Annotated in this window: 12 protein-coding genes; 9 read left to right on the top strand and 3 right to left on the bottom strand. The window is 66.1% G+C overall.

The window, feature by feature from the left end:
• Positions 1-1,005 precede the first annotated feature (1,005 nt).
• Both ACIOEW_RS39675 and ACIOEW_RS39670 read right to left on the bottom strand, forming a co-directional pair.
• Positions 1,006-2,097, bottom strand: a complete 1,092-nt coding sequence (locus ACIOEW_RS39675; protein WP_401970293.1) for a sugar-binding transcriptional regulator — start codon at positions 2,095-2,097, stop codon at positions 1,006-1,008.
• Between the two features lie 79 nt (positions 2,098-2,176).
• A complete protein-coding gene (locus ACIOEW_RS39670) occupies positions 2,177-5,509 on the bottom strand; it encodes a right-handed parallel beta-helix repeat-containing protein (protein WP_401970290.1) in 3,333 nt (1,110 codons plus the stop codon).
• Between the two features lie 207 nt (positions 5,510-5,716).
• On the opposite strand from ACIOEW_RS39670, the gene ACIOEW_RS39665 reads away from it, so the two are divergent.
• Complete coding sequence (locus ACIOEW_RS39665) at positions 5,717-6,910, top strand: S8 family serine peptidase (protein ID WP_401970287.1); 1,194 nt, start codon at positions 5,717-5,719, stop codon at positions 6,908-6,910.
• A 95-nt stretch (positions 6,911-7,005) separates the two neighbouring features.
• Here the strand turns inward: ACIOEW_RS39665 and eccCa are convergent, their stop codons facing one another.
• Positions 7,006-10,950: a type VII secretion protein EccCa gene (eccCa, locus tag ACIOEW_RS39660; protein WP_401970314.1), complete on the bottom strand. Its 3,945-nt coding sequence runs from the start codon at positions 10,948-10,950 to the stop codon at positions 7,006-7,008.
• A gap of 388 nt (positions 10,951-11,338) precedes the next feature.
• On the opposite strand from eccCa, the gene eccD reads away from it, so the two are divergent.
• The 8 genes from eccD to ACIOEW_RS39620 all read left to right on the top strand — a co-directional run bounded on the left by eccD (position 11,339) and on the right by ACIOEW_RS39620 (position 20,197).
• Positions 11,339-12,739, top strand: coding sequence for a type VII secretion integral membrane protein EccD (gene eccD / locus ACIOEW_RS39655; RefSeq protein ID WP_401970284.1), 1,401 nt, complete (start codon positions 11,339-11,341; stop codon positions 12,737-12,739).
• Positions 12,740-12,752: 13 nt separating this feature from the next.
• Entirely contained in the window at positions 12,753-14,240 is a 1,488-nt protein-coding gene (gene eccB, locus ACIOEW_RS39650) for a type VII secretion protein EccB (RefSeq protein ID WP_401970282.1), read from the top strand.
• 440 nt (positions 14,241-14,680) lie between these two features.
• Positions 14,681-14,977: a hypothetical protein gene (locus tag ACIOEW_RS39645; RefSeq protein ID WP_401970279.1), complete on the top strand. Its 297-nt coding sequence runs from the start codon at positions 14,681-14,683 to the stop codon at positions 14,975-14,977.
• 126 nt (positions 14,978-15,103) lie between these two features.
• Entirely contained in the window at positions 15,104-15,424 is a 321-nt protein-coding gene (locus ACIOEW_RS39640; RefSeq protein ID WP_401970278.1) for a WXG100 family type VII secretion target, read from the top strand.
• Between the two features lie 204 nt (positions 15,425-15,628).
• Complete coding sequence (locus tag ACIOEW_RS39635) at positions 15,629-16,081, top strand: type VII secretion system-associated protein (RefSeq protein ID WP_401970277.1); 453 nt, start codon at positions 15,629-15,631, stop codon at positions 16,079-16,081.
• A 62-nt stretch (positions 16,082-16,143) separates the two neighbouring features.
• Positions 16,144-19,263, top strand: coding sequence for an AAWKG family protein (locus ACIOEW_RS39630; protein WP_401970276.1), 3,120 nt, complete (start codon positions 16,144-16,146; stop codon positions 19,261-19,263).
• A gap of 84 nt (positions 19,264-19,347) precedes the next feature.
• On the top strand, positions 19,348-19,866 hold the full coding sequence (locus tag ACIOEW_RS39625) for a YbaB/EbfC family nucleoid-associated protein (RefSeq protein ID WP_401970275.1): 519 nt from the start codon (positions 19,348-19,350) through the stop codon (positions 19,864-19,866).
• Positions 19,856-20,197 carry a hypothetical protein gene (locus ACIOEW_RS39620; RefSeq protein ID WP_401970273.1) on the top strand — a complete coding sequence of 114 codons (342 nt, stop codon included), beginning with the start codon at positions 19,856-19,858 and terminating at the stop codon, positions 20,195-20,197. The genes ACIOEW_RS39625 and ACIOEW_RS39620 overlap by 11 nt, the downstream gene beginning before the upstream one ends.
• Positions 20,198-20,316: the final 119 nt, after the last annotated feature.

Raw genomic sequence — 20,316 nt, 5'->3', positions numbered from 1 at the left:
CCATGCTCCTCGATGCAGACGGGCCGTCGTGGACAGGATCCGCACGTGCCCCGCATGGATGCATGCAGGCCGGAGGCGGCCTCGTGAAGACTGCCCCCCCGATCCTGTGCAACGTGACGTGCCCGCCGTCCAGCTGCAAATGGATGGTTTCGGTTGTGACCCGTCACGTCAGACGTGCTTTCCCTTCGGCCTGAGGCGTGGGACACCTGCTGTCGCGCCCTGGACTTCGCATGGTCGCCGAACGCGGTCCAGGCGTTGGCCAGACGGGTGTTGTAGGCCTCCGTGGAGTTCTCCTCCCACCACCCGGCGAAGCGCGGATCGGTCCGGGGCACTTGCATGCCTCAGCCCGCGGGGAAGTCGCTGACCTTGCCGACCGGGCCGATCTAGATCGGCTGGGTGAGGCTCCGTGAGTCCGGGTTTCGGACGGGAGGGAGCCTGCGGGCCAGGCGATGGTGACGGTCTTCGTCTCGTTCGGCAGAGTCACCAAGACCTGGGACGCGTGAACACCGGAGCCTCCGGTTTCGTTGACCCGGAACGTGATGTTGAAGGCGGCCGACTCGCCGTCCTTGAAGACACCGGGCGCGGGCTTGTCGCCATTGCGCTCCACGGATAGGCAACGCCAGACCCCGTCTTCAGGTTGACGCCGGCGAATCCGCTACTGGTGCAGTTGTGCTCGTCTCCGTTCTTGAACTGAACGGTGATGATGCCCTCCTCCTTGTCGAAGGTGTTGTCGGCGGCACTGACCTCCAGCTCGTCGCTGCGGCAGATGTCGACCGAGTGTTTGAGCCGGTGCCGGCGGCGGTGCCTTGCGCCTGGTTGCTTTCGGTACGGCGTTTCTTGCTGCTGGCGCTGGTGGAGCGCTTGTGCGAGTCGCCGCTGCCAGTGCCCTTGTCCGAGTCGCCACTGTCGGAGATGCCGTTCCCGCTCGTCGAGGCGCTGGAGGGGGAGACCGCGGATGCGGCCTGCGGGCTGGTGGCGCCTCCGTGGGCATCTGCCGGCGAAGCCTCATCCGAGCCAGGCACGCTCCGCGAGCCAGATAGAGGGCTCCTGGACGACGTCCGTCGTATCCCGGCGGGGCCGCGGGCGAGAGTCGGCTTCCCCGGATGGCTCCCCGGAGGGTGAGTCGCCCAGGATGTGAAGCGCCGCCGCACTGTCCGTGACGACACTCGTGAGCAGACCGGACCTGAGCACGGCGCCGATCGCCTCGGCCTTCTGAATCCCCCCTGCGACGCCGATCACCTGGGGGATACGACTGAGTTGCTCGCATCCGACGGCGATGACGCGGTCGTCCAGTTCACTGGGGACCACCATGCCGTCTCGGTCGAACAGCAGAGCGCCCATCTCGGCGACGATGCCGAGCCTGCGGTACTGCTCGCGCTCGTCCGGGGTCAGGCTGTCGTAGACAGTGGAGAGGGTGCTTTCCCAGGCGCCGATGGCCATGACCGCCTTGGTAACCCGGCCGAACTGATCGAGGGGTTCAGCGATGCCCGGCTGACAGCGGAGTATGTCGGCGGTGAGCTTGTTGGGCAGGACCAGCGGCGCGTAGATGGGGTAGGCCTTGCCGCCGGAGAGGGCCGCGGCCCTGCGGACCGCCTCGACGGAGTCGGCGCCAATGGATTTCAGCGGGTGGACTCCGGTCAACTGGACGACGTTGCATGGCGGCAGCTTGATGAATCCTTCAGCCACGGAGCTCACGGCGCGGCCCGATGCCAGCCCGAGTACGTCCCCCGGCTCCACCATCTTCGCGATGAGCTGGGCCGCGGTTGGGGCCAGCCATTCGGTGACCGGTTCCGGGCCTTCCGGGTCGTCGGCTGTCACCTTCACTACGATCGCGTGCTTGAGTCCGAATCGCCGACGCATCGCCGCGGACAGCTCGGTGTCGATCTTGGCCGGGACAGTGATGTTGATCTCGACGATGCCCTGAGCCACGGCCGCCTCCAACAAACGGGCGACCTTGAACCGGCTGATGTCGAACTCTTTGGAGATCTCCACCTTGGACTGGTTGTCCAGATAGAACCGTCGGGCGACGGAGGCGGCAAGCAGTACCTCCGTAGGCGGCAGCAGGGGCGGTGAGCTGCTCGTGTCTGATCCAGCCATGTCTAACCCCTTCAGTGGCGCACGAGATGACTTTCCGGCAAGGGCCTCATGGAGTCAGACGCAACAGCCGAGCCCGGGTTCAGTGAACTTCCTGCCGAGGGACCGGGGAGTCCCCAAACGGCAGGTCCGCGAGCAACAGCAGCTTGAGATCTTCCACGGTGGGAGCAGCGAGTCCGCCCAAACGGCCAGCTTGGCGGGTCATCATGTTCTCGAGGAGCTTGCGGGCGAGCCGCGCGTTCCCGAACGATCGGTTGCGTGGCAGCCCGTCAATGTACGTATGCAACGACGTGAGCGTCTGCGGGGCGCACTCGTAGCCGGAGGCCACCGCATGCCCCGCGATGATGGTCACCAGCTCCTCGGTGCTGTAGTTCTCGAACTCTACGAAGCGGGAGAACCGCGAGGCCAGACCCGGGTTGGAGGCGAGGAAGCGCTGCATCTCGTTGGTATAGCCCGCCACGATCACCACGGTGTCGTCGCGGTGGTCCTCCATCAGTTTGAGCAGGGTGTCCACGGCTTCGCGGCCGAAGTCGTTGGACGAGCCCTCGGGTGTGAGGGTGTAGGCCTCGTCGATGAACAGCACACCGCCCATGGCGCTGTTGAAGACGTCCTTCGTCAGTTGCGCGGTCTGGCCGACGTACTGCCCGACCAGGTCGGCGCGGGCGACCTCGACCAACTGAGGTCGGCGCAGCACGCCCAGGGAGTGCAATAGCTCGGCGTAGAGTCGCGCCACGGTGGTCTTGCCGGTTCCGGGCGGCCCGGTGAACACCAGGTGATTGCTGATCTTGGGGGTAGGGAGGCCGGCCGCGGCCCGCTGTCGGGCGTTGGACAGCAGGTTGACCAGGCCGGTCACCTCGCGCTTTACGGCACCGAGGCCTACCATCGCCTCCAGCCTGACCAGCGGGCTGTCCGTGTCCACCGTCTCCTGCTCCGTTCCACGAACGGTCGCGGCCGCCGCGTCGCCGACGTCCTCGGGGAGCAGCAGCGCCAGGTCGCTCTCGCCGGGGTCGGCCATGGCGGCCAGGCGGAAAGACTGCCGGTCGATCATTTCCTCGAAGACCCCGCGTGCAGCGCGGCCGTTGCCGAATGCTGCGTCTCTCGTCATTCCCTCGAAGTGCACGGCGAGCGCGTCGAGCGTCAGTGGTTCCAGCTCGTACTTGTGGTTGGCGCACATGCTCTGGGTGATCGTCACCAGCTCCTCCACCGAGTAGTTGACGAAGTCGATGGTGCGGGTGAAGCGCGATGCCAGGCCGGGGTTGGCGGAGAGAAAGGACTCCATCAGTTCCGAGTAGCCTGCCGCGACCACGACGACGTCGTCGCGGTGGTCCTCCATCAGTTTGAGCAGGGTGTCCACAGCCTCGCGGCCGAAGTCGTTGGAGGCGGCGCCGCCAGGGGTCAGTGTGTACGCCTCGTCGATGAACAGCACCCCACCGAGGGCGCTGTTGAACGCCTCCGTCGTCTTGATCGCCGTACCGCCGATGAACTGGGCCACCAGATCGGCTCGCGCAACCTCGACCAAGTGACCGGTGCGCAGAACGCCGAGTGAGGCGAGGATGCTTCCGTAGAGACGGGCGACCGTCGTCTTACCCGTGCCGGGCGGTCCCGCAAAGATCAGATGGCGGCTCATCGACGCGACGGGCATGCCGAGACTGGTCCTGCGCTGGGCGAGTTGGTTGAGGTTTACCAGGGTGCGGACCTGGTGTTTGACGTTCTCCAGGCCGATCAGGGACTCCAGCTCGGCGAGGGGGCTTTCGGATTCGTCCTTGGCGCTGCTGCCACCGCCACCGAAGCCCGCCGTGCCCGTAACGTCCTCGCCCCAGGCGTCCTGGGCGCCATTGTCCACGCTGTTGAGGGCGGTGACCGACAGCCGGTCGCTAGGCCGGCTCTGCCTGAGCCCGGCGCCCCGGTTGCCGCGTACGACGCAGCCGGTCAGTGACATATCGTCCCCGCTGTCGACCCGGATCCCATCGCCGCTGCTGGCGACGATCTCGCAACCGGACAGCGCGGCCCGGCCACCGTCCATCACGTGGACACCGTGGGCTTTGGCCCCTTCCACCCGGACGCGTTCGAGGGTGATCTCGCCACGTGCCTGAACGGTCACTCCGGATTCGCCACTGGCTAGGATGACGCAGTCGCGCAGCATGCCCATGCCGTGCTCTCCGACCATGACGCCCGCCTTGCTGGCGGAGCGCAACTCCGTGTCGAAAGCCTCCAGTTTTGCGTCGTCTGCGATGAACAGTGCGGCACCGCCCGCTGACTCGATCTCGCAGTGCTCCAGACGGGCCCGGCCGTCTGCCGTAACCTCTACGCCGTTCCCGCCGGATCCGCTGACGACCGCGCGGCGCAACAGTGGGCTCGCGTTGGAGCGAATGGAGATTGCGACCCCGGCGGCGCCCACCACACGCAGTCGGTCGAACTCTGCAACAGAGTCGTCGGCGAGCAGCACCGCCCCGGACGCGTCGTGGCAGTCGCGCACCACTGTGTCGATGAGGGTGGGGGAGCTGCCCTCGATCACCCGGATCGCGGGCTCTGTCGAGCCGGTGAACTCGCACTCTTCCAGAGTGCCGCGGGAGCGGTCCAGGACGAGCAGGCCGCTGCTCTTCGTTTTGCGTGTACGGCAGTGACGCAGCAGGGGATCTGCGCCGCCGGAGATTACGATGCCGTTGCCGGCTATCGAGGTGAACTCGCAGTCCTCCAGCTCCGGGCGAGAGACGCTGGTGACGAACAGGCCAACGGAAGCGTCGTGGACGGTGGTGCGCAGCACTCGGGTGGTGCTGTGCCCCTCAAGGGCGATGGCCGGCTTGTCCGTGCCGGATATGTCGCAGCCCTCGATCATGCCTCCGGATTCGCCGTTGGCCAGAATGCCGTTGCCCCGGGCGCCGCGCACCCGGCAGCCGCGCACCGTAGGCCGCGCCTGCTCGCCGATCACAATGGCGGAGGTGCCGAGATTTTCGAACTCGCAGTCCTCGATGAAGCTTTCGGCCTTCGAGGTGTCCACGAATCCCGCGCCGCCCGGGTTGCTGATCCGGCACCCGCGGGCGGCCAACGAGCCCGAGCCGCGCATCACTACGGCCGTCCATCCCGAGCCGGTGACGGTACAGCCGTCCAGTGCCACCTGCCCCATCGGCACGTCGACGACAGGAATCTCCTTGTCGTGGCCGCGCAGCACGAGGTTGGTGAGCATGACTGCGTCCGCCAGGAGGGTGATCGTGCCTTCCCGGCGCGGGCAGATTTCGACGCTTCCCCGCTCGCCGTCCGCGACGATGGTGACCCGGTTCCTGATTATCAGGTTCTCAGGGTAGCGTCCGGGCTTGACCCGGATCACCGCTCCAGTGCGCGCCTGGGCCAGTGCCTCACCGATCGTGTGAAAACCGTCTGACCGTTGTGGGTCGACCGTGAGCAACTGCCGTGTCACGCGCCTCGAACCTCCTTGATGTTGTGCCGCGATCCGCCGCCCGGGTGTGCCGGAGCGGTCGGTGAGGCGGAGAGGTAATCAGATACTCCGCCGTCTATTTCATGCTTCGTCATTCCATATCCCACCAGGTAAGACACCCGTAGGGAGGCAGCCACGGCGAGGCGCTCGCTGACGCACGGACGAGGAAGCGCGCCTATAGTGCGCGACATGCCAAGACGCTTGACCCTTCGACTGCTTGTCCTCGTCACGGCCGTAGCCACCGTGCTCCCTGCCCTGTCCGGGCCGGCCCTCGCTGACCAGGAACCAATAACCCTGCCCCCGTTGCCTGTACGCCTGGGCGAGGGCCAGCCCTGCACCGAGGCGTCGGCAAAGACCGCGACGGCGGCCTCCTGGTCCGGGCAGGCTCTCAGTCTGACCAGGGCGCACGAGCTCTCCCGCGGCGAGGGGGTCACCGTCGCGGTGGTGGACACCGGAGTCGGCTCCGCAATTCCCGCACTGTCCGGCCGGGTGCCCGTCCTCGGCAGCGCGGGCACGGACTGCCCAGGCCACGGCAGTTTCGTGGCCGGACTCATCGCGGCGGCGCCCGAGATGGGCAACGGGGTGGTCGGCCTCGCCCCGCAGGCCCGCATCCTTGCCGTCAGCGGCACCGACGACCGGGGCGCGCCCAGCGTAGGGCGCGTCGCCCAAGGCATCCGTGACGCCGCGGAACGCGGAGCCGAAGTGATTTACGTCGGCGCGACACTGCGATTGGGACGAGCGGAGCTGGCGTCGGCCGTCACGTACGCCACCGGCAAGGACGCCCTGGTGGTCGCCCCTGCGGCCCCGGATGCCGTGCCGAGCGAGGAGTTGGGCCCCAACGGTGAGGCGCCGCGCGGCCCGTACTGGCCCGCGGCCCTGCCAGGAGTGCTCTCCGTGGTGGATTACGGGTCGAACGGCGAACGGCAGCAGAAGGCCCCGCCCGCCTACCGGCCAGACGTCGAGGCCCCCGGCGACGGCATGGTTAGTGTCGGCCCGCACGGCTCCGGGCACTACATCGGCTCCGGGGCCTCGCTGGCCGCTGCCTGCGCGGCCGGAGCCGCAGCTCTTGTGCGTGCCCACCACCCCGAGATGACCGCCGAGCAGACCAGCCGTCAGTTGCTGGAGACGTCCTATCCGTCCGACATCCCTCGGCTGGATCCGTACGCGGCCGTGTCGACCGTCCTGCCGCCAGCCCGTTCCCACAGCGCCTTGGACGCTGCCAAGCCCCCGGCGGCCCGTATGTCGGCGCCCGCCGACACCGGGCCCCGCACTTGGGGACTGGGTGTCGCCGGTGTGTTCCTGGCCGTGGTGCTGCTCGTCGGCGCCTGCGGCTTGGTGATTCCGCGCGGCCGATCCAGGGGCTGGCTGCCGCCGGGGCCCTAGCCCGGCGAACGGGTCCGAGGGCACCCGGACAGCCGGAAGGGAGACCGCGTCGAGCGGCTCCCTCCCGGCAACTGACACGGGCCCGCTGTAGGGCGTCACGTGGCCCCGTCCTCCGCAATTGCTGTCTGCACTTGGACGGTCTTTCGGCGGGCGATACGTAGCGCCCGCCCCGGGATCAAGGTGCGGCCCTTTACGTTGCCGAACAGGTAGCCTTCCGAAGGTGGGCAGGACATCAGCATGGCGGGCGTATTGACTTCCTGGAGCCGCCGCAGCAGCGACTCGTTCAGACCTCGCCCGGCCCCGGCAGAGGAACGCGCCACGACGATGTGCAGACCTACCTCGTAGCCGAGCGCCAGATGCTCGAGCAGAGGCGTGAACGGCTGTGCCATCGGGCCGGAACCGACCATGTCGTAGTCGTCCACCAGGATGAACAGCCTCGGTCCGGTCCACCAGTCGCAGAGCTTCATCTGCGAAGGGCTGATGTCCGGGCCGGGCACTCGCACCTTGACCGCGCGCGCGGCACCTTCCACCAACTCTTTGAGCACGTCCAGTGACACCGCGTTCCCGAGCTGGTAGGCCTGGGGCACCGCCTCCACCAACTGCCGGCGGTAGTCGACGGTGATGATGCGGGCTTCAGCCGGGGTGTACCGATCTGTGATCCCCTTGGCAATCACCTTCAGCAGGTTGGTCTTGCCGCTCTCCGTGTCGCCCACCACGATCATGTGCGGGTTCTCTGTGAAGTCGTGCCACACCGGCGCCAACTCGTTCTCCTCCAGCCCGATCGCGATCCTCAGATCGCCGGCCGGGGCGGGCAGCGCGCCGACCTCCACCCGGCTGGGCAGCATCCGCACCGGCGGTGCGCTGGGGCCGGGCCAGCTCTCGCTGACGGCAGCTACCAGGCGGGCGACTCCGTCGGCCAGGTCCTCGGAGTCCTCGACTCCGTCGACGCGCGGCAGTGCCGCGAGGAAGTGCAGCTTCTCGCCGGTCAGCCCTCGGCCTGGGCTGCGCGGTACGGCGGCAGCCTTCCGCGAGTCAATGTGCGAGTCCATCGCCTCGCCCATGCGCAGCTCGAGGCGGGTGCCCGCCTGGTCGCGAACGGACGCTGACAGCTCCACCCACCGGGCTGTGGTGACGATCAGGTGCACGCCGTAGTTGAGGCCCCTCGCTGCGAGCGCGTTAAATGTCGGGATGTGCGTGTCGAAGTCCTGGCGCACCGTCGACCAGCCGTCGATCACGAGGAAGACGTCGCCGTGCGGTTCATCAGGGAACTCCCCTTCCGCCCGACGCTTGCGGTAGGTGGCCATGGAGTCGATGCCATGCTCCAGGAAGAACCGCTCCCGGCCGCTGAGCACCGCGTTCACTTCAGCGACGGTGCGGCCTACCCGCTCAGAGTCCACACGCGCCGCTACCCCGCCCATGTGCGGGAGGCCGCTCAGCCCGGCCAAGGCGCCGCCTCCGAAGTCCAGGCAGTAGAATTGCACCTCACGTGGGGTGTGGGTCAGGGCAAGTGTGGTGATCAGCGTCCGCACCAGGGTGCTCTTGCCGCTCTGAGGACCGCCCGCGATAGCCACGTGGCCGCCGGAGCTGGACAGGTCCACCGTCAGCAGGTCGCGACGCTGGTCGAAGGGCCGGTCCACGATGCCCACGGGGACGGTGAGCCGCCCCCGCGAGGGCCAGTCGATCGTGGTCAGCCCGAAACGCGGATCGGGTGCGAGCGGCGTCAGCATCTGGTCGATGGTGGGAGGAAGATCGAGCGGTGGGAGCCAAACCTGGTGCGCCGGCGGGCCGGAGTCCCGCAGCCGTTCCACGGCCACCGACACCAGCGTGTCGCCGCTCCCGTCGTCTTCGCCCTTCGGTTCGGGGGCGGCCCGACTCTCGTCAGGGTCCGAGTCCGGAACGGCGGAAGTCCGCGGCACGACCCAGGCGGACGTCCACGGCACCATCTGGCTAGCGACCTGAGCCTGCGCCACAGCGGGGCGTCGCTTCACGTACGAACCCGAGACATAGGCGGCGCGGAAGCGGGTGAGCGCGTCCACCCCGCTCTTGAGGAAGCCGCTGCCGGGCTGGGCGGGCAGCTCGTAGGCGTCCGGCACCCCGAGCACGCCGCGGCTTTCCATCGCCGAGAAGGTACGCAGGCCGATCCGGTACGACAGATGGCTCTCCAGCTGATGGATCCGGCCTTCGTCCAGGCGCTGGGAAGCCAGTAGCAGATGCACCCCAAGGCTGCGGCCCAGCCGGCCGATCATCACGAATAGGTCCATGAAGTCGCGGTGTGCTGAGAGCAGTTCGCTGAACTCGTCCACAATCACAAACAGGCTGGGCAGGGGCTGGAGCGGGGCGCCCGACTGCCGAGCCTTCTCGTACTCCAGCGCAGAGGTGTAGTTCCCGGCCGAGCGCAAGAGTTCCTGGCGGCGCATCAGCTCGCCGTGCAGGGCATCCTGCATACGGGAGACCAGTGCCACTTCGTGGGCGAGGTTGGTGATGACCGCCGAAGTGTGTGGAAGCTCGTCCAACCCCAGAAACGTTGCTCCGCCCTTGAAGTCGACGAGGACGAAGTTGAGCGTTTCGGAGGAGTGGGTCAGCGCCAGCGCCAGGACGAGGGTGCGCAGCAGCTCGCTCTTGCCGGAGCCGGTAGCTCCGATGAGCATGCCATGCGGACCCGTGCCTCCCTGGGCTGATTCCTTGATGTCCAACTCGACCGGAGCGCCCTCGGCGCTGACAGCAATAGGGACCCGCAGCCGGCCGCTGCCGGTGAACCGCTGCCACAGCGAGGACGGATCGTGCCGGAACAGGTCCGGGATGCCCAACAGCGTTGTCAGCTGTACGTCGGCGGAGAACGGCTCGCCCACCTCGCCGCCCAGCCCCATACGGTACGGGGCGATCAGACGGGCAACGGCCTCGGAGCCGACCGGGCCCAGCCTGTCGGGCGAGCCCAGAAGCGTCGTCTCCTCCTTGCGGTCACGGTCGGTCCGCACCAACGACAGACGGTTCTCCTCGACTTCCAGGCGCAGCGTGGTGCGACCAGGCTTCCACGACAGGGCGCTGGTCAGGTCGAGGACGACCGCGTTGCGGAAGCCCAGCCCATCGAAGCGGTGACCGCCAGGGATGCTGCAACCATCCACCACGACGACCGTAAACGGCTCCTCGCGGCCGCTGACGGCCTCCGGGTCACACGCGGGGCGCTCCTGGAACTCAGCGCCCAGGAGGTTCTCCACCTCACCGAATGCCGAGGCAATCAAGCGGGTCGGCCCGGCTCCGTCCTGCTCGTGCCGGTGCAGGCTGTGCGGCAGCCATTTGGCCCACTCCCACTCCGCACGCCGCTCGTCGGAGACACACAGCGCTATCCACAGGTCATCGGGGGAGTGGAAGACGGCGAGCTGGGCGAGCAGCGCGCGGACCACACCGCGGATCTTCTCGTCGTCGCCGCGGAAGAGAACCTTCGACCAGGCCTTGAGGTATATCGCGATCGGCTGCTCCGGAACACTGGAGTACGCCCGGATGAAGCTGCGCAGCGCATGCGCGGACATCGGCTCCAGGTCCTCCACAGGCTTCGAGGACAGCGGGGTCAGCGTCATGGCGAGCCGCTGGTCGCCGATGCCAATCCGGGCCTCGCCGAAGTCCTCGTCTGATGGGCGTCGCTCCCACAACCGGCTACTGCGCACCAGAGTGCCCAGAGCCGCGGGCGCCGGATGCCGCCAGGACAACGCCTTTTGCTGCTCAGCGACGGCAGCGCGCACCTTGCGCCGGGTCTGTGCCAGGTATCGCAGGTAGTCACGGCGCTCACCCTTGAGCCGCTGCTTGCGCTCGCCACTGCGGCGCATGACCTGACCCACCATCATGCCCGCGGTGGACAGCACCATCATGCCGAGGGCGATGTATATGAACCCACCGCTTGACTTGGACATCCCGGGCCGCATGAACATCATCATCATGGACACCGACATCAGCGCCATGGGTAGATAGGTCCACACTGCGGAGCTGTCGGGGACGACCTCCGGCAGGGCCGGTGGCTCCTGGAGGCTGACCTCCCCCGACGGCATCTGCGGGCCATGCCGGCGCGCGGGCCGCCGGAACAGGGTCACACTCAACGAATTATCCTCCTCGACGAGGTCCGAATAAATTCCCGTGAACAATGGCCTCGTGGCCGGCCTGGGACGAAATCTGCGACCGTCGTCCGAAACGCAGCGCAAAGCATAGAATTTCAGATTCGCAGAATCTGAGGCGTGTCCGCAATGCTATGTCGGCGGCTATCGAGAAAGTACCTTGAATCCCTATCGGTTCAGGTTGTCAACTGCCGCGGAGAAGCGTAAAACTCATTGCTGCGTACTAGTTTGCGATCCAGGCTCGCGATTCGAGGAGCCGTCAGATTCACGCTCCCACATTCCAGCCACCGCACACGCGGTCCCGTAAGGAAGCAGAAATAAGCTCATGACTGACAAACAGGCGGCAAACCTGTGTCGCCTTACTGTCCGCGCCCCCGCGAAGACGATCGACCTGGCTGTGCCCTCCGACGTGCCCGTCGCTGATCTGCTGCCCACTGTAATCAGCTACGGGGGGGTCGACCTGGAAGAAGCCGGGTTGGAGCACGAAGGGTGGGTGCTCCAACGCCTCGGCGGACCGCCGCTCGACCCTGAGAGTACCTTGGACTCCTTCGGGATGCGTGACGGTGAGGTGCTCTATCTCAGGGCGCGTACCGACGCGCTGCCCGAAGTGCATCTCGACGACCTGGTCGACGGCATCTCCAGCACCATGCAGCAACGCCCGCACGGATGGAGCGCCGAGGCCAGCCGCCGACTCTTGCGCGGCCTGTTCGTCTCCGTGCTCGTGCTCGGCCTCGCCGTCCTCGCCGTCCCTGGCAACCCACCTTGGTTGGGGGCTCTGGCCGCCGGCCTGGCCGGGCTGCTGCTCGTGGCGGGAGCGGCCTCGGCCAGCCGAGCCGTCGGGGACGCCGGTGCAGGCGCGGCACTCGGCTTCCTGGTCGCCCCCTATTTTGCGATGGCCGGCTGGCTCCTGCCGGGAGGCGCCCTGAGTGGACCGGATGGGGACGCCGTATTCGGCGCCAGACTGCTGGCTGCGGCGGCGGCCGCCGCAGGTGGGGCGGTACTCGCGCTGGCGGCCGTCGGCCTGTACGCAGCTCTGTTCCTGGGCGTTGCCGTGATCGCCGCAGGCGGGGCGCTCGGCGCTGTGGTGATCATTGTCGGGGACCTGGGGCCCGAGCAGGCGGCGAGCGTTGTGGCGTTGGCGGCGGTGCTCTTCGGCGGTTTCGTTCCGTCGTTGTCGTTCCGGCTGGCCGGGATGCGAATGCCTCCGCTGCCCACCAATGCCCAGCAGCTGCAGGAGGGCATCGACCCTTACCCCACCAACGAGATCGAGACGCGCTCCATCCTCGCGGACGGCTGGATGACCGCCTTCTACGCAAGCGTCGGACTGATCTGCGTGCCCTGCCTGGCGGCCATGGCCTTCCGCCCTCGACTCCCCGAGGTCTGCACTATGATCGCGCTCTCGCTCCTGCTGCTTCTGCACAGCCGCGGTCTCGGAAATATCTGGCAGCGTCTCGCGCTCACGGTAGCGGGAGCATGGGGCGCCGCCCTACTGCTGTTTGGCTCCGCGGTCGACTTCAGCCCCGGCGACCGGTTGATCCTGACAGCAGGACTGCTCGGCCTGACGGCATCCATTGCCATCGCCTCGTGGACAGTGCCCGGACGTCGGCTCGTGCCGTACTGGGGACGCGCGGCTGAAGTCTTGCACTCCATCGCGGCGCTCAGCATGCTGCCGCTCACGCTTTGGTCGATGGGCGTGTACGGCGCCCTTCGCGGCCTCAACGGCTGATCGGAGGCCGGACATGCAGTCAAAACGCGACCAGGTACAGGCGCATATGTTCGTCATGGGCCGACTGGCCTCGGCCATGCTACGTGCCGAGCCCGACGCACCGGAAAGCCCCTCGGGCCGAACCAACCGCAGTGTGGCCATGAGCCTGATCATTGCCCTGATCCTCTGCGCGGGAGCCTTTGTCTTCGGGCTCCTCAAGCCTGGCGGCAACGACTCCTGGCGCACCTCCGGAGCCCTCATCGTCAGCAAGGAAACGGGCAGCCGCTTCCTCTACCTGAACGGCCGCCTGCGCCCGGTGCGAAACTACGCATCTGCCCTCCTGCTGGCCAACGGCAGCTTGGAGACCACAACGGTGTCGGATGAATCCCTCCGAAGTGAACCCCATGGGTCACCCGTCGGCATACCGGGCGCCCCTGACACCCTCCCAGGTGCGGGGGATGTGAACAGCGGGCCCTGGCTGGTGTGCTCCGGCCTCGCGCCCCGCAGCGGGGGAGGGGCCACCGCCACGACCGTGCTGGCAGTCGGCAGCCCTGACTTCACCGGCGTCAGCGGCGCAACGAAACTCGGAGGCACGAAGTCCGTCCTCGTTTTGGGCCCCGACAAAACCGTGTACTTGGTCTGGCAGGGCAGGCGGCTGCGCATGGACGACAGGGCGGACGCCCTCAAGGCGCTGGGCTACGGTTCGTCCACACCGCGCCCGGTCTCCGCGTCATTCTTGAACGCGCTCCCCTCGGGCCCCGATCTGACGCCTCAGGGGGTGCCCGGTAGGGGAGATGCAGGACCACACATGGATGGGCGCAAGACCAGGATTGGCCAGGTCTTCCAAGTAAATGTGCCAGGAGCCGCACCCCGCTACCACCTGCTCACCAGGGAGGGGTTGGCCCCGCTGACGGCCACGGGCGCGGCGCTCGTGCTCGGCGACCCGCAGACGCGCGCCAAGGCGTACGGAGGCGGTGCAGCTGTGGTGACCCGCCTCGGTGCCGACGCTCTGAGCGGTCATCTGGCCCCCACCGCAGCCTCGGCCATGGGGGGGGCAGGTGCGGGAGCGCTGCCGGAAGCCCCGCCGAAGACCGTTGACATCGCCGCTGGTTCCCTCCCTTGTGCGGGGGTAGATGGTAGCGCCGATACCCCGCGGACCAGCACGTTTGTGCTGCCGGTTGAGGCCGTCGGCCTGCCTGCCCAACCGCCCTCGGAGGAGGTGGAGCCCGCCTGCCTGGACGTTGACGCCATCTTCGTGCCATCCGGCAAGGGGGCGTTGGTGAACGTGTTGGGCGCCGGCGGGAACGCACTGGGGGACACCACGTACGTGGTGACTGACTCCGGTGTGAAGTACCGGCTGACGTCGCAAGAGGGCGTCAAGGCTCTGGGCTATGAGGGGGCTCGTCCGCAGGCGCTGCCCGCGCCATTGCTGGCGATGCTGCCAACGGGCCCAGACCTTGACCCTGAGTCCGCGTCCACGGGGGAACACATCATCACGTCTCAGTGTAAAACAGGCAAGTAGTCTCTTCGTGGTGAAAGGCGTGAAGCGCGCTTCTTCGGGCCGGTGCACTGAAGGAGATTGTTGCCTCACTGTCGGTGTCCTCGCCATTGTCGACCGTGACGAGGAGTGGGCGGTGTGTCCAAAACGCCCGCCTATGGCGTGTGTCGATTCTCAAGTGAGCGGCCTGGAAATTGCTTTCAGCTCAACTGAGCAATTTCGGACCTTTGCGTAGCCCATTTCCACGCGCTGGCGCGTTGCCTGACGCTCTGCTTCTTGTCTAGTATCCGTGCTACCCCGCTGAGAACTGCCGGCCGTAGATGAACGGTGCCGATGTGCGCTGCGTACGCATGATGCGACCAGCGATGGAGGCATCGGGCGGTGGAAACCCACGATTCTTCATTGAGAGGCAAACGCGCATGCCCATACAGCAATCAGAGGAAGCCGCGACGCGGAATGGAATCATGTCGCTCGAGCAGGCCTACAACGGCGTGCTGAAGTGCCAGCAGGACGTCCAGGGCACGAGGGTGGGCCTCTCTTCCGGTTACGGCGGCGCGGATGGCGGCGCCTTCGGCAATCTGCTGGACAAGTGGGACCGGAACGTCGACACCATCCTGTCCAGCCTCGACCGCATGATCGACGAACTCAACCAGACGCTGCGCGAACACGGTCTGGCGCAGGGCTCGGCGAACGAGTCCATCGATGCTGAGTTCGCGCGATCCAGCGCTGTGTTCGATCAGCTCAACCCCGGAGCAGCCTAGTCCGGCGGACACAATCGGTCATCGCCCTCTCGCCTAGTCATAGGCGCCCCATCCACCGGCCGCTGTCCCGCCCACTGGCAGCTGCCGTTCAACCGGCAACACACGGTCAAATGAGGAATCGAATCGATGGACTTCAGCGACGGCTACATATTCGTCGACTACCGTCACGCCGAAAACGCGGCGGATGACATGGTCAGTCAGACCCAGGCGATCATGAGCACCATGGCAAACCTCGAAATGGAACTCGCCGAACTGCGCAACACCTGGATCGGTGACGACAGGGAGGTCTACAGCCAGGTTCAGGCCAACTGGGACCAGGCCATGGAGAATTTGAAGACCCTGCTGGCCAACCACTCGTCCCTGCTTACCGGCATCTCCGACAACTACCGCTTCACCGAGCAGAACCTCGCGCAGAAGTGGAGCGACATCCGGATCGGCAGTCGCTGACCACCGCCGACGTACCGCCGTCGCCAACGAGTAGCGCACAAACCTGGAGCGCTGTCGGCCCCGCCGTGCCGGGCGAGGCCGGCAGCGCAGATCTGTCGCGAGCAGGAATGCTTAGCCATCCCGACCCGCAAAATTGGCAGACCACTGATTCCGGCACCCACGGCCGGCTATCTGCACCCGCCCAAAGAGGAGAAAACAACTGCCATGGCTCCCAAGGCCACAGTCCTCGACAGCCAATGGCTGAGGGCGTTCATCAAAGAGCATGTCGATGAGTTCCGGGCCGCCTTGGACAAAATTCTCAAAGACGACCCAAGTGGTCAATCGATGGAGAACATCGCCATCGGTGACATCACGAACACCACGATCATGTCCAAACGTCCGCTCATCCTCGGCCTCATGGCTGGAGAGGGTGATGTCGTCGGCGGCGCCAACCTGAACAAAAAGATCCAGGAAGCAGCTGGGCAGATCGGCGAAATCCTCACGGACCACCACGTCCTCTTCACGGACCTGGAAGAGGCACTCTGGGAAACCATCGCAAAACTCAAGGAAAGCCAGACGAAGAGCCTCGACCAGATCTCTGCCGACGACTTCCTGGACATCTTCGACGACGTCGACCAGGACATCAGCGGCACTGACGGCGGCCAGACCAAGCAGTAGCGGCGCGGAACGCACCTTCTTGCCACTTCACGCAGCGGAGCTCAGTGATGCCCGATACGAGCATGAACAACGACGATTACTGGAAAAAGGCAGTCGACATGCTCACCGGCTATATGCTGCCGGATCGGAAGACACTGTTCGACGACCTGAAGGGAAACGAAGGCATTCCGCTGATGCATGTGCGAATGCCGCATGCGGGGTCAGAGTACACACCCGGCTTCGTATCGGGGGGTGGATGGCGATACGAGAGCACCGACTACGTAATACCCTTCTATAACGCTCCGAAGAGCTGGAACGCCGATCCTGCACCGGGCACCACCCTGGACAGATGGTGGGCCTACATCACCATCCTGGGCACGATGGGCGGCGACGATCGCCTGCCTCCGAGCGGCTACGACAACCCGGCCGGCAGCGACAACACTAGCCAGTACCTCAAAGACAAAGGCCGCTATAACGAAGAGGGCGAATACATCAAGTGGAACACCCGTCCACTTGCGCAGTACTCCCATGGATCGGCGGACGCCCTCTTTCAGATTGCCTACTATCCCCACAACACCTGGGGATTCAACAACCGCGGACTGAGTGTGGACGACAGCTCGTACGTCGACCTGCTCTCTTTCACCGAAGTGGGCAGAGCCTTCGATCGGGCCGTCAACTTCTTCGAGGACGGCGCTCAGCGCATGAAGGAGTGGGACGGCAAGGAGATCGGGGAGGAGAGCGATACCTGGAGCGGCACAGGTGCCAGCCTCTTCAAACACCTCATCCACAAGCTCAATAGAAACTACGACGGTTACGCTGAGCAGCTCCATGGCGGTGCGAGCAACGCCGTCGAGGTATCCCTCGACGGGTACACGCTCACATCAAAGCCCGCCCGTGCCCTGGCCTACGCACAGTCCGTGATTCGCCAGGAAGCGGAGAACCTCTACAACGCCTGGCTCGCTTGGCGGGACACGAGCTCCCCGCAGCGGTGGCTATATGACCTTCTGCAGCAGGCACGCCTGGAACTGTTCGACAACCAGTACGAACGCACTGACATTGAGCCTGGCACCGGAACGGGCCTTTCGTACTCGAAGATCATCTCGACTGCGGGCTTCCGGCAGATGATCACTATTGAGGGCAAGGAGTACGGTGCGCCCGGCGACACCGGCACCTGGAAGGCGATCGGCGAGGAAGCAGTCCGCCGCTGGGACCACCACGCCCAGGAATGGTTGAGCGCCGCGGGCTCTGAGTCTATTGAGCGCATCAACGAGGCCCTACGCGACGTGGTCAAGGCGTTCGACGACAAGCTGAGCGACCGTGACCAACAGTCCCTCAGCGAGATCGCCAACAAGGAACAGACGGACAAAGAACGCGACGAGATCCGTAAGCAGAACGAAGAGGACCGAGCCCGGGCCGAGAAGGACCGCGACGAGATCCGTAAGCAGAACGAAGAGGACCGAGCCCGGGCCGAGAAGGACCGCGACGACGCCCTGGCGGAGAACGACGAGAGCCGTAAGCAGGCCGAGGAGGACCGTGACGAGATCCGTAAGCAGAATGAATCGGATCGAGCCCGGGCTGAGAAGGACCGTGCGGACGCCCTGGCGGAGAACGACGAGAGTCGTAAGCAGGCCGAGGCGGACAGCGACGCCGCCCGCAAGACCGCCGAGCAGGATCGTAATCAGGCGAAACAGGATCAGGACGCGGTCCGCAAGCAAAACGAGCAGGACCGGGCGACTGCGCTGACGCAGCAAGACGAGGCCCGCGCCAAGGCCGAGCAGGACAGCGAGCGGCTCCGAGCTGAGCAGGACGAGGCCCGCGCAAAGGCGGAGAAGGACAGCGAGGAAGCCAAGAAGAGCGCTGCCGAGCAGCAGTCGCTCGTCCTGAGTCAGAACGCTGGGCAGCGGGCCATAGAAGACGCTGAACGCGAGCGCATCCGCAATCAGCAGCAGCAGGACCGGGACGAGGCCCTCGCGCAGGCGAAGAAGGACCGCGAGGAAGCGGAAAAGCAGCAGGACGAGGAACGGCAGGACATCCAGGCGCAGGAACTGGCAGCGCGTGAGCAGGCTGAGACGGACCGTCAAAAAGTCCTCCAGGACCAGCAGGAGACACGCGACCAGGCAAACCGCGACCAGGAAGAGGCGCGTCAACAGGCTCTCAAGGAGCAGACGCAGGCCAAGTACGACCTGGAGCGCGACAAGGCTGACGCCCGTGCCCAGTACGAGCAAGATCTCGCCGATGCAAAAGCCGAGCGTGACTCCGCCGACGAGGCTGCTGACCAGCAGTCCGCACAGGCAAAGAAGGACTTCGACCAGGCTCGGGCCGACGCGACGGCGCAGCGGGACAATGCCCGTCAAAAGGCCGAGAGTGAACGGGCACAGGCGAAGCTCGAATACGAAAAGGCGCTCTCCGACGGGCAGATCAGCCCCGAGGCCGCCAAGGCCGAGTACGACCAGAAGCTCGCTGACATCAACGACCGCGAGCAAGAGACCATAGAAAAGGCCGACCAACAGGAAGCGGCTGCCAAGGAGGAGTACGAGCGGGAGAAGGCCGCCATCCAGCAAGAGCAGGACCAGGCTAGCCAGGATGCGGAGCAGGCCCGGAAACAGGCCAAGGCGGACTATGACGAACACATGGCAGACGTCCAGTCCGAGTCGGACCGGCTGAGGGCCTCCCAGACGGACACGGGCGACCTCATCCGGCAGCGGATCGACGCCCTTCCCCAGCCTTCCGCTCTGTCGTCGACGTACTCGCCCTATGGCTCGGAATTCGGGGGAAACCTCTACAACCTGGACGATCTGGGGTCTGCGCTGGGCCGTGGTCAGGAACTGGCAGTCAACCCATCTGCCGGCACGGGTGAGTATTCCGGCAGCCCGGGGATGCTCCCTCAGACCGGCAAAGGCGGCGCGGCCGGCGGGGAGGGCGGCTCTGCCTCAGAGCGCACCCGCAGCGTGCTGGAGCAGGGCGTCAGCCGTGCCGGCCGGCGTGGCGGCACTTTGGAAGCGCAGGAGAACAGCGTTGCTACAAGAGGTGCCGTCCCGACCGCCAGCGGTACTCCGTTCGCGCCTCCGATGTCCGGAGGTTCGGGACCGCAGCAGAACCAGGCCACAGAGAGCAGCGACCGTGAACGCACTACGTGGCTGGCCGAGGACGAAGAGGTCTGGGGCACCGATGAGGGCGGCGCCCCGCAGGCCCTCGGACGGTGACGGGAACGTTCCCCCGACCCCTGTGCCCGATGAGCCCCCACCGGACTGGCCGGAATACCTGGAAGAGGATGAAGGAGAAGCGGCATGAAGGCACCGATGGAACAGCGTCTGGCCGATGCGCTCGCGCGGATCAAGGCCACAGAAGAAGCCGTGGCGAAGGCCGAGTCGGAACTCAGGCAGGCGACGGTCACCGCACGGTCCGCCGACAGGTCCGTCCAGATATCGGTGGGCCCCCAGGGCGCGCTCGTAGGCCTGGAGTTTCTTGACGGCAAATACAAGAACATGGCAGCTGCTCAGCTGTCCTCCGCGATCCTGCAAACCGTTGAGAAGGCTCGCGGGGAGATGGCGCGGCGCGTGGTGGACACCTTCGAGCCGCTCACCAAGGCCGCTGGCGGTGAATCCTTGTCCGAGCACGTGGGCGCGGACTGGGAAAAAATCTTTGGCTCCCTGCTCGACGGAGCGGAGCAGAGGGAGCAGCCGACGACCGTCAGGGACCGGCTGCGCGACGAGATCCACGAGGACGGAGAGGAAGCGCTCTCTGCGCCCGCTGTGACGGAAAAGGCCGCTAATGAGGCGAAAGGCGTGAGACGGCATGGGAAGTGAGTACTCGGCAGACATTGAGAAAATACTGCAGGGCTGTTCGGAATTGCGGGAAGCCGTGGCGTATTCGGACCGGCTGGGTCCTGAGTTCGACGAGGGATATGGCCAGTACAGCGGCTGGTGGGGTGCCGAGGGCAACGACGACTTCGCCAACCAGGTCGGGCCGGGCTGCCGCATGGAGCATGAACAGGTCCTTTCCACCGTCAACTCGATCAGCCAGGGATTCGCGAGCCTGATCGAGGCCATCCGCGAGGAGACGGCTCAGATCAAAACCCCGCAGGATCTTGCTCTCAGCGACATTCATGACCAGGAATCGCAGACCCGGAAACTATAGGCGCGGTCTATTGCGTCACCCGCATACCCAGCAGTGCATCATTCGGATCACGGTAGCGACAGCGCTTTCGGTGTAGAGAAAGACCAGACATGGCGATTGAGTTCTCTCCGAGCTTCAGG

Source organism: Streptomyces sp. NPDC087901 (assembly GCF_044742205.1).
GTDB lineage: Bacteria > Actinomycetota > Actinomycetes > Streptomycetales > Streptomycetaceae > Streptomyces.
Note: the sequence above shows the minus strand (reverse complement) of the source record. Positions and strands in the feature narration are given on the sequence as shown.